At 60.6% G+C, this 15,823-nt stretch carries 9 protein-coding genes; 5 read left to right on the forward strand and 4 right to left on the reverse strand.

From position 1 onward, the window contains the following. Positions 1-59: 59 nt before the first annotated feature. Entirely contained in the window at positions 60-3,692 is a 3,633-nt protein-coding gene (locus tag V8Z74_RS08950; protein WP_349708944.1) for a hypothetical protein, read from the reverse strand. Positions 3,693-4,082: 390 nt separating this feature from the next. Here V8Z74_RS08950 and V8Z74_RS08955 point away from each other — a divergent pair, with 390 nt between their 5' ends. Further along, positions 4,083-5,402: a nuclear transport factor 2 family protein gene (locus tag V8Z74_RS08955; RefSeq protein WP_349708945.1), complete on the forward strand. Its 1,320-nt coding sequence runs from the start codon at positions 4,083-4,085 to the stop codon at positions 5,400-5,402. After that, positions 5,402-6,760, forward strand: coding sequence for a L,D-transpeptidase family protein (locus V8Z74_RS08960; protein WP_349708946.1), 1,359 nt, complete (start codon positions 5,402-5,404; stop codon positions 6,758-6,760). The genes V8Z74_RS08955 and V8Z74_RS08960 overlap by 1 nt, the downstream gene beginning before the upstream one ends. A gap of 189 nt (positions 6,761-6,949) precedes the next feature. On the opposite strand, the gene V8Z74_RS08965 is transcribed toward V8Z74_RS08960, so the two are convergent. After that, positions 6,950-9,283 (reverse strand): TonB-dependent receptor, encoded by a 2,334-nt coding sequence (locus tag V8Z74_RS08965; RefSeq protein WP_349708947.1) that lies wholly within the window; start codon positions 9,281-9,283, stop codon positions 6,950-6,952. A 95-nt stretch (positions 9,284-9,378) separates the two neighbouring features. Next, positions 9,379-9,750, reverse strand: coding sequence for a DUF2946 family protein (locus V8Z74_RS08970; protein WP_349708948.1), 372 nt, complete (start codon positions 9,748-9,750; stop codon positions 9,379-9,381). A gap of 400 nt (positions 9,751-10,150) precedes the next feature. Between V8Z74_RS08970 and V8Z74_RS08975 the strand changes: the two genes are divergently transcribed. The 3 genes from V8Z74_RS08975 to V8Z74_RS08985 are packed head-to-tail and all read left to right on the forward strand — an operon-like array spanning position 10,151 to position 13,843. Continuing rightward, complete coding sequence (locus V8Z74_RS08975) at positions 10,151-11,113, forward strand: acetoacetate decarboxylase (ADC) (protein ID WP_349708949.1); 963 nt, start codon at positions 10,151-10,153, stop codon at positions 11,111-11,113. A gap of 29 nt (positions 11,114-11,142) precedes the next feature. Further along, positions 11,143-11,601: a (2Fe-2S)-binding protein gene (locus tag V8Z74_RS08980; RefSeq protein WP_349708950.1), complete on the forward strand. Its 459-nt coding sequence runs from the start codon at positions 11,143-11,145 to the stop codon at positions 11,599-11,601. Between the two features lies 1 nt (position 11,602). After that, positions 11,603-13,843, forward strand: coding sequence for a xanthine dehydrogenase family protein molybdopterin-binding subunit (locus V8Z74_RS08985; protein WP_349708951.1), 2,241 nt, complete (start codon positions 11,603-11,605; stop codon positions 13,841-13,843). Between the two features lie 178 nt (positions 13,844-14,021). On the opposite strand, the gene V8Z74_RS08990 is transcribed toward V8Z74_RS08985, so the two are convergent. Next, on the reverse strand, positions 14,022-15,590 hold the full coding sequence (locus V8Z74_RS08990; protein ID WP_349708952.1) for a sensor domain-containing diguanylate cyclase: 1,569 nt from the start codon (positions 15,588-15,590) through the stop codon (positions 14,022-14,024). Positions 15,591-15,823: the final 233 nt, after the last annotated feature.

A 15,823-nucleotide genomic window follows, 5' to 3' on the forward strand; every position in this document is an offset into this window, starting at 1 on the left:
GCACATTTCCTGTGAAGGTGCCGGCAGAGTTTTTAATGCAGCCATGGGGCTGCTGTGCTTCAGATCAGTTGGTGATGCTGCAGCTGCTGGGCCAAGTTCAGCGTGTTGACGGCAACATCTCCAGCGCTGCTCGACTGGCTGCTGATGGCTGAGGCAATCGGCTGCAGCTCTGCGACTGCAGCTTCTGCAGCCGTTGGGGTTACTGCATTGCCACACAGCACGCCGCCCAGGAGGCCCCCCGAGTGGCCTAGCAAGCCGCCCAGTAGACCGGCGCCACCATTGAGTCCTCCCTGCAGTCCACCCTCTCCGGTGACACAACCCAGCAGGCCGCCTTCGCCGGTGATGCTGCCGAGCAGCCCTCCTTCGCCGGAGACGCCGCCCAGCAGACCGCCGCCGGAGATGCCGCCGAGCAATCCTCCCTCGCCGGTGACGCTGCCAAGCACACCGCCGACCACCTGCGTTACACCGCCCAGGGAGCCTCCGTTGATGTTTGTCAGTCCTTCGACAATGCCCGTGACCGGAGCCAGTGCGCCATCATGGGGATTGAGCAACGCATCAGCCACATGGACAACGGGAGCAGCGGGCGTGTCGCCGAGGAGGTGATCAGCGGCGCTTTGCACCGTGGTGATCAAGCCGATGGTGGAGCCCGGGGTTCCGCTGTTGCCTCCACCGAGCAGACCGCCCAACAGGCCGCCTTCGCCGGTGATGCCTCCCAGCAGACCACCGCCGCCGGAGATGCCGCCGAGCAATCCGCCCTCACCGGTGACGCTGCCAAGCACACCGCCGACGACCTGCGTTACACCGCCCAGGGAGCCTCCGTTGATGTTTGTCAGTCCTTCGACAATGCCTGTGACCGGAGCCAGTGCGCCATCATGGGGATTGAGCAACGCATCAGCCACATGGACAACGGGAGCAGCGGGCGTGTCGCCGAGGAGGTGATCAGCGGCGCTTTGCACCGTGGTGATCAAGCCGATGGTGGAGCCCGGGGTTCCGCTGTTGCCTCCACCGAGCAGACCGCCCAACAGACCGCCTTCGCCGGTGAGGCTGCCGAGCAGTCCTCCTTCGCCGGAGATGCCGCCAAGCAGACCACCGCCGCCGGAGATGCCGCCGAGCAATCCGCCCTCGCCGGTGACGCTGCCAAGCACACCGCCGACGACCTGCGTTACACCGCCCAGGGAGCCTCCGTTGATGTTTGTCAGTCCTTCGACAATGCCCGTGACCGGAGCCAGTGCGCCATCATGGGGATTGAGCAACGCATCAGCCACATGGACAACGGGAGCAGCGGGCGTGTCGCCGAGGAGGTGATCAGCGGCGCTTTGCACCGTGGTGATCAAGCCGATGGTGGAGCCCGGGGTTCCGCTGTTGCCTCCACCGAGCAGACCGCCCAACAGGCCGCCTTCGCCGGTGAGGCTGCCGAGCAGTCCTCCTTCGCCGGAGATGCCGCCAAGCAGACCGCCGTTGCCGGTCAGTCCTCCCAGCAATCCATGTTCGCCCAGCACACTTTCGACAATGCCACCCAATCCCGGCAAGCCGCCGCCGGAGGGCGCTCCGGGAAGAGATAGCCCGGCAATAAGCTGATTGAGAGTACCAATCACAGGTTCCAGTGCCTGGTCGGGCACCTGGGTCAGGCCATTGACCAGTTGTGTGAGCACGCCCAGGGGGCCGCCGTCGACATTGGTCAGGCCTTCCAGCACGCCGGTCACAGTGGACAAGGTGCCGTCAGTGGGGTTGGTCAGTGCGTCAAGCAGCTGGCCCACGGGCTCGGCCACGGTGCCACCCAGCAGGTGGTCCACGACATCCTGCACCGAGGTAACAATGCCTCCTCCGTCGGAGCCCCCTGTACCGCCGCCAGGAATCAGGCCGCCCAGCACACCGCCGACGATGTCTCCGATCAGCCCGCCACCGATACCGCCACTGCCGTTGCCCAGACCATTGGTCAGCCCGGCAATGAGTTGATTGAGGGTACCAATCACAGGTTCCAGCGCCTGGTCGGGCACCTGGGTCAGGCCATTGACCAGTTGCGTGAGCACGCCCAGGGGGCCGCCGTCGACATTGGTCAGGCCTTCCAGCACGCCGGTCACAGTGGACAAGGTGCCGTCAGTGGGGTTGGTCAGTGCGTCAAGCAGCTGGCTCACCGGCTCGGCCACGGTGCCACCCAGCAGGTGATCCACGACATCCTGCACCGAGGTAACAATGCCTCCTCCGTCAGAGCCCCCTGTACCACCACCCGGGATCAGGCCGCCCAGCACACCGCCGACGATGTCTCCGATCAGCCCGCCACCGATACCGCCACTGCCGTTGCCCAGACCATTGGTCAGCCCCGCAATGAGTTGATTGAGGGTACCAATCACAGGCTCCAGCGCCTGGTCGGGCACCTGGGTCAGGCCATTGACCAGCTGCGTGAGCACGCCCAGGGGGCCGCTGTCGACATTGGTCAGGCCTTCCAGCACGCCGGTCACAGTGGACAAGGTGCCATCAGTGGGGTTGGTCAGTGCGTCAAGCAGCTGGCTCACGGGCTCGGCCACGGTGCCACCGAGCAGGTGGTCCACGACATCCTGCACCGAGGTAACAATGCCACCATCTCCGCCCGGAGTAGGCGTGGAGCCTCCGCCCAGCAAACCGCCAAGCAGGCCGCCAACCCCTGCAAGCAGGTCGCCGAGACCTCCATTTCCGAGAAGGCCTCCGAGCACATTGTCGACAATATTGCCAATACCTCCTGAGCCTGGATCTTTCAACCCTTGCAGTAAACCGTTGAGGGTATCGATCAGAGGCTCCAGGCCTTGGTCATCAATATTGACCAGACCATCGACAAGGTCGGTAAGAACTCCCAATGGACCGCCTTCGGTATTGGTGAGCTGTTCCAGCACACTGGTGACTGTGGACAAGGTGCCATTGCTCGGGTTGACCAGTGAATTGATCAAATTGGAGACTGGTTCAACTACCGTGCCGCTCGCCAGTCCGCCAATCACATGCTCGACTGACGTAATGAGGCCATGACCGTCGGAGGGGTCTGTCGGATTGGTGGGATCCGTCGGGTTGGTCGGATTCGTGGGATCCGTCGGATTGGTCGGATGCGTGGGATCCGTCGGGTTGGTCGGATGGGTGGGATCCGTCGGTGTGGTGGGGCGTGCGGCAGGAGTCGAATCGTCGTTATTGCTGGATGACGCAATCAATGCACCGGCACCTGCACCGATCAGGCCTGCAAGCAAGAAGTCTCCTAGAACAGAGCCTCCAGCGTCTGCAGTTCCCTTGGTGACGACCAAGCCCAATGAATCGCTTTCCCCGACCGGGGCGACGTCCACGTGGCCGGAAGCCAGATCCAGCACTGTCGCTCCAGCGCCGTTATCTGCCACTGTGGCTTGCGTACCGCCGGTAAAGGTTCCTACCAAGGTCTGGCCACCTTGTCCATTGAACAGTGCCTGAGCACTGCCTTCGGCTGGAACAATGACCTTGTCTCCAATATGCAGCGCACTGCCAGCTTCTGCAGGCATGACCTCTCCCGCGCGAACAATCTGGACTCCGGAAGATGCCTGCGACAGAGTGGCGACAGCACCAGTCTTTTGTACAGCTACCGCGGCAGGAGCCGCATTCGTAGTGCCAAGCTGGGCAATGGCAACGCCGGAGGCCTTGTCTTCCAGTTGAACTGTGCCGAGTGATGCATTGCCTGCTGGCTGTGCTGATTGAGCTGTCATTTTTCTCTCCAGAGGGGTTGAGACGTCAAAGGGCAGACGATGGCCAGAGGCCGTGGAATGTGTCTGGTACCTACATCTGCAACATGCATGCCACGCCGGGTGACGAGTTATGGAGAGACGGTTTGTTTATCTAATGTTTTGTTTTTAAATGGTTTTTTCGGATTTTTGGTTTCCGCCTTGAATGTGTGTTACGGCGCGCGTTACGTAACGCTGTCGTGATTCCTGCGTTACCCCTTTCGCTCGAAGGCCGCATTTATGCAGTGAGAGCCGACGGTCCTATGGGGAATGGCTTCTGCTTATAGAATCAACAGGTTTTGGTTGCAGCTGCCGGTCCGTTGCAACAAATAAAGGCCAATTTCCCCTCATTGCCATTGCGTAGAGAGCGCCAATATGCTGATTGCATCTCGAGTCCTGCCGTCTGTGCCTGGGCACACCTATTCGCTGCTTTCCCGTTCCGTGGCAGCATTAGTCGTTGGGTGGGGCATGGCTGTCCATGGAATTTCGGCCTATGCTTCGCAAGAGGCCGTGGATGAAGTCGCGAAATTGCTGGAGCAGGGCAAGGCAGCGCAGGCAGCCAAACAGGCAGAAAGCTATCTCAAGCAAAATCCCGGTGATGTGCAAATGCGCTTCATGCAAGGAGTGATTGCGGCGGAGCAAAAGCAGAATGCGCAGGCGATCAAGGTGTTTTCCGCATTGACCCGCGACTATCCGAATCTGCCGGAGCCCTATAACAATCTGGCGGTGCTGTATGCAGCCGAAGGGCAGGAGCGAAAGGCATCCGAAGTGCTGGAACAAGCCATTCGGACCAATCCCAGCTATGCGACTGCCCATGAGAATCTGGGCGACCTGTATGCACGCATGGCAAGTGAGGCTTACTCCAAGGCCTTGCAGCTGGATAGCGGACGCCAGGCCATCCAGCCCAAATTGGCCCTTATTACGCAAATTTTTCCCAAACAGGGTGGCCAGGCAAAAGCCGTGGTTGCTCAGGCTGCTCCTGCGCAACCCCTCGCAGCTTCCGCCAAGGCTCCAGAAGCCAAGGGGGCTTTGGCTACAAGCACTGAAGTCAAGCAGGTGGCTTCTGCAACTGCCAAGCAAGTGGATACAAAGCCCGCTGTGAAAGTTGCTGCCGAGACAAAACCAGCTGCGGCTGCGCCGCTTGCTGACACCAGGGCTGCGGAGGCCAAGGCTGTCAAGGTAGCGGTGGTGGAAGATGGGTCCAGAGCTTCTGCCAAGGGGGAGGCTAGCGTGAAGTCTCCAGATACGAAAGTCACGGAAGAAAAGCCCAAGCAGGCACAGGCTGCAGTGGCTGCAGCCGTTGAAAAACCGGCACAGGCCGAAAAGAAGGCAGCAGAAGCTTCCGCGAAATCCCCAGCGGCGGCGGAAGTGGAGTCGGCAGTCAAGGATTGGGCTGCTGCGTGGGCAGCACAAGACATGAATCGCTATCTGGATGCCTATAGCGAGAAATTCACGCCGGCAGATGGCAGCAGCTTGGCCAAGTGGAAAGAGACCCGCCGGCTGCGTATTGTCGGAAAGTCGTCGATTTCTGTTTCCTTGCGTGATCTCAAGGTATCTGTCGATGGCGACAAAGCCACGGCCCAGTTCCGTCAGTACTATGCGGCTGGCGCCCTGAAATCCACTACCAGGAAGACCTTGAAACTGCAGCGTGAGAAAGGGCACTGGCGCATCACGCATGAAGGAACCGGGGCCTGATGTCTGATCGTACAGACCATCTGCCACGATATTCCGGCAGATGGGGGATGCGCACCATGTTTTCCTGCAAGTCGTCCCATGCACTTGTTGCCGCCACAGCTGCGGTTGCGCTGGGTAGCGCATTACTTTGCTCGCAGGTGCATGCCAAGGTAGCCAAGGAGAAGCCCAAATCCAGGCCTGCTGCAGTGCAGCCGGCTGTACCCAACAAGGCGGAGGCCCGGCTCCTGGAAATCATCCAATTGGTAGAGCGGCAGAACTTGGATGGCGCATTGAAGGCGGCGGCAGATCTGACGGCCGAAGTACCTCATTTCCGCGCGGCGCAATTGGTGTATGCGGATCTGCTGCGCTTCAAGACCGGGCGGATGGGGGCAGCCATGGCTGCACCGAGCCCTGCTGGCGGAGTGCTGGTCAAGCACAATCCGGCTGCCGATGTGAAGCAGGCCGGCATGTCTGCCGAACTGCAGGAGCATCTGAGTGGCTTGCAGGATGAACTCAGGCGCCGTGTCCATGCGGCAAGCAGCCTGCCGGCCGCAGGCAGTGTTCCCAGCGAGTTCCTGGCGCTGGGAGGCTCGGTTCGGCGTGCTATTGCAATTGATGCCAGCAAGTCCCGGCTATACCTGTTTGCGAACGAAGGTGGGCATTTGCGCCTGATCGGAAACTTCTATGTCTCCGTTGGCAAGCTGGGTGTGGGCAAAACCGAGGAGGGCGATCAGAGGACACCACAGGGTGTTTATTTCATCGGACGCCAGATTCCTGGCATGAAGCTGCCGGATTTCTACGGCAAGGGCGCCCTGACCGTCAACTATCCGAACGATTGGGACAAAGCTGCTGGCCGCTCAGGCAGCGGCATCTGGCTGCATGGTGCTCCGCCCGACCAGTTTGCACGCATTCCCGAAGCCAGCGATGGCTGCGTGGTGCTTGCCAATCCGGATCTGACTTTCCTCATGCAGTCCGTGGACCCTCAGACTCCCGTGCTGATCCGCGACAAACTGCAGTGGACTATGTCCGGGGATCCTATGCAGCTGAAGGCCGCAGCATCCTTTGCCCAGGTGCTGACCGAGTGGAAAAATGCCTGGGCCAGCGCAGATCGGAGCAAGCTTGCAGATCTGTATGCGGCGGATTTCATATCCTCCGGTACCAAGCAGACGGCTCAGGAGCGTTTGTCGGCGTATTTCAATGGCTCTGGAGCTTCCCTGCAGGAGTTTTCGGTATACGCATGGAAAGATGCCAAGGGTGAAATCCGGATCGTTAATCTGAAGGCCGGCAGCAAGGCATTTGCCGAGGGGCTGCCCTTGCGTCAGTATTGGCGCAAAGTAGGCAATCGCTGGAAGCTCTTCTCAGAAGAAGTCATTGGCTGAGACAGGAGCGTTTTCGCACACAGACCCGGGGTGGACGCCTGCCGGCGCCCGGCAAAAACGTCCCTATGCACAAGGCCACGGGGCGTCTTTGCGACTCAATGCCATTCGGTCGGATTGCTTGTCAAGCAAGGCGTTCGCAACTTTCCTTGGCGTTCTCTGATTGCTGCCGGCGGTGTCATCGAGCACCTCTCAAAGGCCCCATTTCAGCGATGCCGTATATGTCCGCTGAGGGTAAGGGTGAAAGTTCCAATATCGGTAATTGTTGGCATTGTCGATGCCAAAGCTTGCCGACCACTGGCGGTCAATCTGGTAGCGTACACGCAGATCCACAGTGAAATACCTGCTGGCACCAAAGTAGGTGGACGCATTCACATCGCTGTTGTCGAGGTTGGAGAATTGCTTTCCGCTGTAGCGGGCAGCCACGGTGAAGGCCCAGTGGTCGTCAGGTGCATAGCTTGTCCATGCGGTGGCACGCCAGCGCGGCACGCGCGGCTGCCATTTGCCCACGGCCTGGGGGTAGGCCGCATCGGCCACAGTCTTCGAGTTGGCATAGGTCAAGCTGCCGCCCATGTCCACGCCTCGCAGTCCCCAGTTTTTGAAGACATTGCTTCCGTTGTAGGCCAGCTCCACCCCGGTGGTGCGCATCTTGTCCACGTTCTGCACGCGTGAGGTCGTGGTGTTCGGGATGAGCTGGCTGTAGAGTGCATCACGCGTTGTCTCATGGAACAGCGTGGCGCGGGCCAGGCCGGTGCCAAGATCCTTTTCCAGGCTCAATTCGCCTGTCCAGGACTTTTCGGGTTTGAGCGTCGGATCGTTGATGAAGGAGAGCGCCCCGCCGTTGGTCGCGCCGTACAGCTCTCCTACGGTGGGAAAGCGTACGGCACGGCCCATCGAGGCCTTGAGCACCGTGTCGCTGCTCCACTGGTAAGCCAAGGCGGCCTTGGGCGAAAAGTGCGATTCGCTACGGCCGGGATAGCTTTGCCGGCTGGCAGCGGTCGCTGTGTAGCCGTCGCGGGCTTGCCAGTCTTCCCAGCGCATACCCAGCACAGTCTTCCACTGAGAGGAGATGCGCCAGGTGTCTTGGGCCCAGGCACTGGTAGTTTGCGTGTGCCCGCCCACATTGCTAACCAGTGATTGCGGATTCATATTTCCGCTCATCCAGTCGCCGGTCACGTTGCTCTTCGCGATGGCGAGCTTATAGCGGTCATGCCCGATGCCGAAGTCCACGATATGCGCACCCTGCATTCCCCCGGGGCGCCAAGTCCCCTTGGCTGCCAGGGTGCTCCAGCCCGTCCCGTTCTGGTCCTGCAATGTTCCGGCCCCACCGGTGGCTGCCCACGGCAATGCGGCCGTGGGGGCTCGCTGCTGATCTTTAAGGTAGTCGAACATACTGGCGGCTATTTCCCAGTCGAAGGTTCCCCGGGGGCTGTTCTTGAGCGACAGGCCGTGCATCACGTGAGTCTGGGCGTCATTGGCGAGAGGGAAAGTCGCAGGGACCAGCGTATAGGTGCGGCCCTGGATGTTGATGTTGCCGCTGTATACGGGCTGCCCGTCAGGGCCAGCCAGGTAGCTTTGCGAGCGAGCGTGACCTGCGTTCTGCCACCATCCCAGTGTGTACGTGGCTCGCAATGTCGGCGAGAAGTCGTAGGCGAGCCTGAGTTTGGCCTGATCCTGTATCGAGTGATATTGGGTGCCGGTGCCCAGGATGTACCAGGGCTGGTTGGTGGTGTTGAGGCTCGGCACATAGCCGGTCACGGGGGTGCTTACCCCGCCTGTACGCCCCGATGCCTGGGTTGCCGTGGCGAAGGTCAGCGGCTGGCCTTTGTTGTCGCTGTGGTTCAGGCTCAGCCACCAAGACCAATCCCCTGTCTTGCTGCCCAGGCTGGCACTGGTCTGCCAGCTGTTGAAGGTCTGATGTGTGTTGTAGAGATTGTTGGGTTGTGAAGAGTAGCCTGCACTCACATGTGCCTCCAACTTCGTCGGCATGCGCGTGACGTAGTCCACCACGGCGCCGGCGGAATTGCCGGGATAAGCTGCGGAAAACGGCCCATACATCACATCGACGCGTTCGACCTCCTCAGGGCTGACCATGCCCCAGCGAGGTGCGTAGTTGGTGCCGTTGGCGATGCCGTTGCCCAGATAGTTGGAAAGGAGGATGCCGTCCGCATACACGGCCGAACGGGCGCTGTTGCCGGTGCCCGAAGCCCGCGTGGAAAGAACGGCGTGGTTGTAGTCGCCGTTGTAGCGCTTGCGCACCAGCAGGCTGGGCAGGTATTTGAGGACATCCTCGCTGTCGGTGGCATTGATGCGCACATCGATTTCTTCGCGCGTGACACCCTCGATCGTGGTCGGTATCTGCGTGGGCAGCGATGTGGGTTGCCCGCCGGTGACGGTTACCACGCCCAGGGACTTGATGCGTTCCGGGGCATCTTCGGCCGGGCCTGCCTGCTGGGCGTGGATAGAGAAGGAAAAGAGCAAGATAGCCGCAGCGCCAGGCGCATGCGACAGCACGGGGTGTTTCATGGGTAAAGCCTCTGGGCCCTGGGGCCATCGATCTGCAATGACATGCGCAGCCGCATCTACGCAGGACACGGAGCGCCAATGGTTTCAATGGCAAATCAGAGCAGAGGCGGGCCGCGCGCCGGCAAAGGCGCGGCGGTGATTGCCGCTATGCGGGCGGCGGGAATGGTTTGCAGCAGGTAGCTCAAGGGCTGTGGCAGCGGGGGCCGCAGTCCGGGCTCTACAGGGGGCGGGGCGCCCTGCAACATGCACATCGGGCAGTCGAAATGTGCAGCGCCCATCTCCTGAACACCTTCATCGGTCCTGACCGCGGTCTTTATCGTGCCAGCACTGGAGCACACCAGTTCAATCTCGGAGGGATTCACGAGGGGAGAGGCTGCCGCCGCCCCCAGGGACAGAAGGAACCATAGCAACACCATGCGGCCCAGGAGGCCGATGCTTCGCAGGCGAAGATGGTGAAGCGCGGGCATGGTGCAGGATTATCAATGGAAAGCCCGATGAAAGGATGTGGCCGATAGGCGCTTGACTTTGAAGTCAACTTCAATCTTAGAGTCTTGCCGTCATCAAGCAGGATTGCATCATGAAGGTGTTCGCAGCGCTTCAACTTTCCAAGGGTTCCGCTATTCCGATCCAGAAATTGAGCCCCTTGCACGTGGCGGAGCAAGTGGTCAACGGTGGCTGGTACGACCCACATGGTGGCAGCGATTTTTCGCTGGCAAGCTCCGCCGGGCGACGAAACCCAAAGGGGATCCCTTTGGGGCGGGTGATCTTGCAGCAGACGCCTAACGTACCGGGTGTTCGCCGGCACCCGCGTCGGAGAGCGGTATGTGCCAGTGCTGACAGACGCTGGTAATCGACGGAGAGCACATCATGACCATTCATTCACGTATCTCTACGGACTTTGCAGCACCGGCAGTACCTCGTGCAACGCTACCCGACTCACAGATGGCTACGATCAGCCTTGCTGGCCTGGCCGTCCCTGTGGTGAAGGGTGGGCTTTATGACCGCTATCGTTCCAATCCACCGCTGTCCGCCATTGCAGCAGAAGATCCCGATATAGACCTGAGTTGGTTCCGGCAGATCGGAAAGGAGAAGGTGGATATGGGATTCGAATCCTTCTCTCCGAACTTCTATTACCGGAGCAGGCGGATCACGGCCGTTTTCACGGCAGACCTGCAGAGACTGCAGGATCTCATGCCCGCCAAGGTTTTGGAGGCAGTCCATCCTCTGCGGATCTGGCCAGGTCGTGGCTTGGTGGCTCTGACCGCCTATGCCTATGATTGTTGTGACAATGACAGCTGCAACGAAATCGGCCTGTCTGTCATTACCAGCAGGCCCGGTTCGACCGGTCGGGGGCCCTTTGCCTTGTTGAGCCAATCGCTGTCGAGTGACTTATGGGGCTATGTGCTCAAGCTTCCCGTGAATACGGAGCTGGCCAGGGTCCGAGGTGTCGTGGGCTACAACCTGCCGAAATGGCGAACGGACATCAGGTACCGCGAGACGGAGAAATCGGTGATCGCCGAGATATTCGACAGCGAAACAAGTAGGATCGACGTCATGTTCGAAGGCAGGAAGCTGGGCCGTCTTTCCAACAGCGGTTCGCTGGTCACGAACAGCTTCACCAATCTCGATCATCAGGGGCAGCTGACGACAGGCCATGCGATATCTCGCCAGCTCGGTCATGCCAGCAGTTCGCATGCCGATTCGGTGAAAATCCACCTGACGGAGGGCGGCCTGTCGGCATACATCAAGGCTTTGAAGCTTGGGAGGCTGGTCAGGTATGAATACGTGCCGCTCTTTCAGAGCGCGCTGTACGCTCCCCGGCCACTGTGACAGCTCGCCACCGGATCAAGGAGGTCTCCATGCATTTGAACGTCGATGGCAAGCGGTACGAACTTGATGTCGAAGCCGAGATGCCCCTGTTATGGGTTCTGCGGGACGAACTCCACATCACCGGGCCGAAGTATGGCTGCGGCATCGCCATGTGCGGTGCCTGCACGGTCCACGTCGATGGCGCCGCAGTGCGATCTTGTTCATTGCCCGTCGGGCAGGTGCAGGGCCGGGTGACGACCATCGAAGGGCTCGGCACCCCCGATGCCCTGCATGCAGTCCAAAAGGCCTGGATAGAGCACCAAGTGGCGCAGTGTGGCTACTGCCAGCCCGGCCAGATCATGGCGGCAGCCTCCTTGCTCGCAATCAATCCGGCTCCCTCGGAGGCCGAGATAGACACTGCGATGTCGGGCAACCTCTGCCGCTGCGGTACCTATCCGCGCATTCGTGAAGCGGTAAAGGCCGCCGCGCACAACTTGAAGAAGGCCTGACATGGGCAAGCTTGCCAACGCGGCTCGCCGCACCTTTCTGGTCAGCTCGGTTGCCATTGCCGGTGGCGTGGCTTTTGGTACCTATCTGGTACGCAAAACGCCGGCCAATCCCTTGCTTGCAGATCGAGGCAAGGGCCGGGCCGTATTCAATCCATGGGTCAAGATCGACGCCCGAGGCATCACGCTCATCGCTCCCCATACCGACTTGGGCCAGGGCGTGCGTTCGGTCCAGGCGGCCCTCATTGCCGAAGAGCTTGACGTGGATTGGGGGCAGTTCACCGTCGAGCCCGGTGTTCCGAGCGCTGCTTACTACAACACGGCCCTGTCCGGCGAGCAGGTGCCTTTCATGTCCTCCGACACCAGCACCTCCGCAGAAGCCGCGAGGTCGGCCCTGGGGGCATTGTTCAAGGTGCTTGGGCTGCAGCTGACCGGTGGCTCGAGCACTGTGCCTGACAGTTTCACCAAGCTGCGCAGAGCCGGCGCCATTGCGCGCGAAACGCTCAAGGCCGCGGCAGCCCTGCATAGCGGTGTGCCCGTGGCGCAGCTGAGAACGGAGAAAGGCGCGGTTGTACTGCCCGATGGCCAGCGTCTGGACTATACCGATCTGGCACGCGAGGCAAGTACCATCGAGCCCGTGCAGGACGTCACGTTGCGCGATCCTGCGCAATGGCGCTTGATCGGCAGGCCAATGCAGCGGCTGGACATTGTTCCCAAATCCACCGGTACGCTGACCTTCGGCATCGACATTCGCATGGATGGCATGCTGCATGCCGCCGTGAAAGTCAATCCGCGCAAGGGCGGCAAGATGAACAGCTATGACGCCCAAGCAGCCGCAGGCATGCGAGGTGTAAGCAAGATCGTACCCTTGGCCAATGGCGTGGCCGTGATCGCCGACAACACCTGGCGAGCCTTTCGGGCGGCCGACGCGATCGTGTTCGACTGGGGGCAGGCCCCTTATCCCCCAGAACAGGATGACCATTGGCGTGCCGTCGCTGAGTCGTTTGTCGCGGAGCGCCTCGACAAGGAATGGCGCAATGATGGCGAAATGGAGAAGGCACTGGGCGGCGATGTCCTCAGCGCCGAATACCGGGCACCTTATCTGGCCCACGCGCCGCTGGAGCCTCTTTCCGCTGTCGCCAGGGTCGCGCCCGAACGGGTGGATATCTGGGTTGGCACCCAGGTGCCGCGTTTTGCGCAGGAGAGGGTCGCCAGAATCACCGGCGTGGCAGTGGAAAAAGTGCATTTGCACAACCAATACTGCGGAGGCAGCTTTGGCCATCGTCTCGAGAGCGAACATATTGCCCTCGCCGCCGAAGTGGCCAGGCAGGTGCCTGGCGTGCCCATCCAGCTGACTTTCAGTCGCGAGGACGATTTCGCGCAGGATTTCCCGCGCCAGATCTCGATGAGCCGCGCGAGCGGCTGCGTGAAGGACGGCAAGGTGGAGGCATACGCCCTGGACATTGCCTCGGTTTCCGCCAGCGCCTCGCAGATGAAGCGCCTGGGGCAACCGATGCCTGGGCCGGACGGGCAGATTCCTACCGGTGCCTGGAACCTGCCCTATGCGCTGCCGCACTTTCGCATGCGGGCCTACCGTGTACCCGAACTGGTACCCACCAGTTCATGGCGCTCGGTCGGCGCCTCGTCTGCCGGCTTCTTTGCCGACGGATTTCTCGACGAGTTGATCCATGCAGCGGGCGCTGATCCCATGCAGGAGCGCTTGCGCCTCGCACGGGACGCCGTGGCGCGCAAGGTGCTGGAGGCTGTGGCGGAAATGTCGGAGTGGAAGGGGGCCAAGCTGGGTGCGGGGCGTGGCCGCGGTGTGGCCCTCGTCGAGTCGTTCGGCGTGCCTTGCGCCGAGGTGGTCGAGGTCACGCAGACACCAAGCGGAATGCGTATCGACAAAGTGTGGGTGGCGCTGGATGTCGGCAAGATCGTCGATCCTGTCAATTTCGACAACCAGGTCAAGGGTGGCGTCGTCTGGGGCCTGGGCCATGCAATGAACTGCGAGCTTACCTATGCCGATGGCAAGGCGCAGCAGACCAATTTCCATGCGTACCAGGGCCTGAGGCTATACCAGTGTCCCGAGATCGAAGTGCGTGGTTTGGAAAATGGAGCCAAGGTCCGCGGTGCTGGCGAGCCCCCGGTGCCGCCGGCGGCGCCGGCGCTTGCGAACGCCATTTTTGCAGCGACTGGCTTGCGCTTGCGCGAGATGCCGTTCAACAAGCACATTGGCTTTGCCTAGGTGCAACCCGTAAATGGACCGGGATGGCCAGGCCACGAAGATTTTTTGTGCCGTTGAACCGATTGAGTTCCTGGACACGGGGTGACACTTGAATGGCTGCGAAAGCAGGACTGCCGACACCGGATTCTTCCCTGTCCGTGCAAGCCATTGATGAAGGTGGAGCCCGGTACCTCCGGGTTCAGAATTCTGCTCGATTGCGACCCGCAGTCTTGGCACGATACAACGCGCGATCCGCCGCTTCGACCAACTCCTCGGGTTCTTGCCGGCTCTGCAAGCTCGCGACTCCTATGCTGGCAGTGACGCAGCCGAAAGAGCTGGCCTTGTGGGCGATGCCCAGCTCCCGTATGCGTGCCAAGAGCTGTCTCGCAACCTGCATGGCTCCTTCTGCCGGGGTGGACGGAAGAACGAGGGCCAGCTCTTCCCCGCCATATCTGGCAGCAAGGTCTCCCGGGCGTTTGGCGGAGAGCGCCAGCTGGCGCGAAACCGCCTTCAGGCATTCGTCGCCCGCGACATGGCCGTAGTGATCGTTGAAACCCTTGAAACAGTCCAGGTCAATGAGCAAAAGCGACAGCGGCGTTGCTTCACGCGCGGCGCGCTTGGTTTCCCGCTTCAGTACGTCGTCAAAGCGGCGTCGATTTGCCAATCCTGTAAGAGGGTCCTGCGTTGCCAACTGCTCCAGCTGGTAGTTGGCTTCGAGCAGTTTCTCGCGTGCGGCAACGAGTGACGATTCAGCCTGCGCGCGCAGCCTTATGACCAGAATCAGGCGCCAGCCTATGACAGTGATCAATGCAAGCAGACTCGATACGACAGTGGCGGTCAGAAGGGCATGGCGTCGCCATGCGCGTAATGCCTCGTCTCTGCCCTGCGCTACGGTGATGAATATCGGATAACGATCATTGCTCCTGAAGGCATAAAGCCTTTCGGTTCCGTCGATGCTGGATTCGAAGGAGGCCGTACCAAATTTCAAGCTGGGATAGTGGCGCAGGAAATTGGGTGAGCGCGAGAAATCACGCCCAAGATCCTGCTCGCGGAATGGATGCCGGACTAAGAGCAGACCACCGGTAGTCGCCAGTGCAATCACTCCATGTTCGCCGATGTCTATCTTCCCGAACAGGCGCAAGAAATTCTCTATGCCCAGTGTCGCAACAATGACGCCGCCGAAGCGTCCCTGCCCATCCTTGAAGCGACGGCTCACGGTAATTACCCATTCGCCCGTGGACCGGCTACGTATGGGTGCGCCGATAAAGACATTGTCAGAGGCATCTTCGCGGTGATGCAGGAAATAGCTGCGGTCAGCGCTGCTTGTGCCTGTGGGAAACCTGCCTTTGGAAGACATCAGCCATTTGCCGCGAGCGTCAACCACGAGCAGTTCGTTAAGCTGGTTGAGAAGGCTTTCCTGTCGATTGACGAGCTGCTGTATGCGTTGCAAATGCTCTGGTGCAACCCCTTCGGCTTCCAGGCGCTCGGCCATCCCCAGCAGCAGCATGGAACTCTGGGTGAGGACCCCTTCCGCATAAGTGTTCAGTGTCTGTGCCAGATTGCGGTTGTTGGTGTCGATTTCAGCCAGGGTACGCTGGCGCGCCGTCCAGATCTGCCAGCAGGTAGCAGCCAGTACGGAAAGGACGACCACCACCAACAGGTAGGCTGCTAGCTGGGCATCGTGCTTTGCTGCCAATATCTTGCGGATACTGCTTCGAATTTCTCCGCCCAGGGAATGGTCTTCCGCCTTCCCCTCCCCAAAGGACATGTTCTAGTTCTCCTGATCGTCAATCCAGCGTGAACGGTTCTTTGGTCTCGCCGTGGTTAAGCCCTCTTGCTGTCAAGTGTGGATGGGGCTGACGAAATTCTCCTCCATCTTCAGAAAACCTGTCGCATGCCGGGCCCGGTCCCGGCGGCCAGGGAGCATGCACGAAGAAGTGGGATCTTTCCGGCAGAGTGATGCCTGATATCAATCATCCCGATACGTCGGGCAGGGAGCCA

It is taken from the genome of Comamonas sp. w2-DMI (assembly GCF_040187735.1).
Classification (GTDB): Bacteria; Pseudomonadota; Gammaproteobacteria; order Burkholderiales; family Burkholderiaceae_C; genus Comamonas; species Comamonas terrae.

Coding starts and splice junctions, on each gene's coding strand:
- V8Z74_RS08950 (WP_349708944.1), bottom strand. CDS start 3,692: ATGACAGCTCAATCAGCACAGCCAGCAGGCAATGCATCACTCGGCACA.
- V8Z74_RS08985 (WP_349708951.1), top strand. CDS start 11,603: ATGGGCAAGCTTGCCAACGCGGCTCGCCGCACCTTTCTGGTCAGCTCG.
- V8Z74_RS08975 (WP_349708949.1), top strand. CDS start 10,151: ATGACCATTCATTCACGTATCTCTACGGACTTTGCAGCACCGGCAGTA.
- V8Z74_RS08970 (WP_349708948.1), bottom strand. CDS start 9,750: ATGCCCGCGCTTCACCATCTTCGCCTGCGAAGCATCGGCCTCCTGGGC.
- V8Z74_RS08980 (WP_349708950.1), top strand. CDS start 11,143: ATGCATTTGAACGTCGATGGCAAGCGGTACGAACTTGATGTCGAAGCC.
- V8Z74_RS08965 (WP_349708947.1), bottom strand. CDS start 9,283: ATGAAACACCCCGTGCTGTCGCATGCGCCTGGCGCTGCGGCTATCTTG.
- V8Z74_RS08960 (WP_349708946.1), top strand. CDS start 5,402: ATGTCTGATCGTACAGACCATCTGCCACGATATTCCGGCAGATGGGGG.
- V8Z74_RS08955 (WP_349708945.1), top strand. CDS start 4,083: ATGCTGATTGCATCTCGAGTCCTGCCGTCTGTGCCTGGGCACACCTAT.
- V8Z74_RS08990 (WP_349708952.1), bottom strand. CDS start 15,590: ATGTCCTTTGGGGAGGGGAAGGCGGAAGACCATTCCCTGGGCGGAGAA.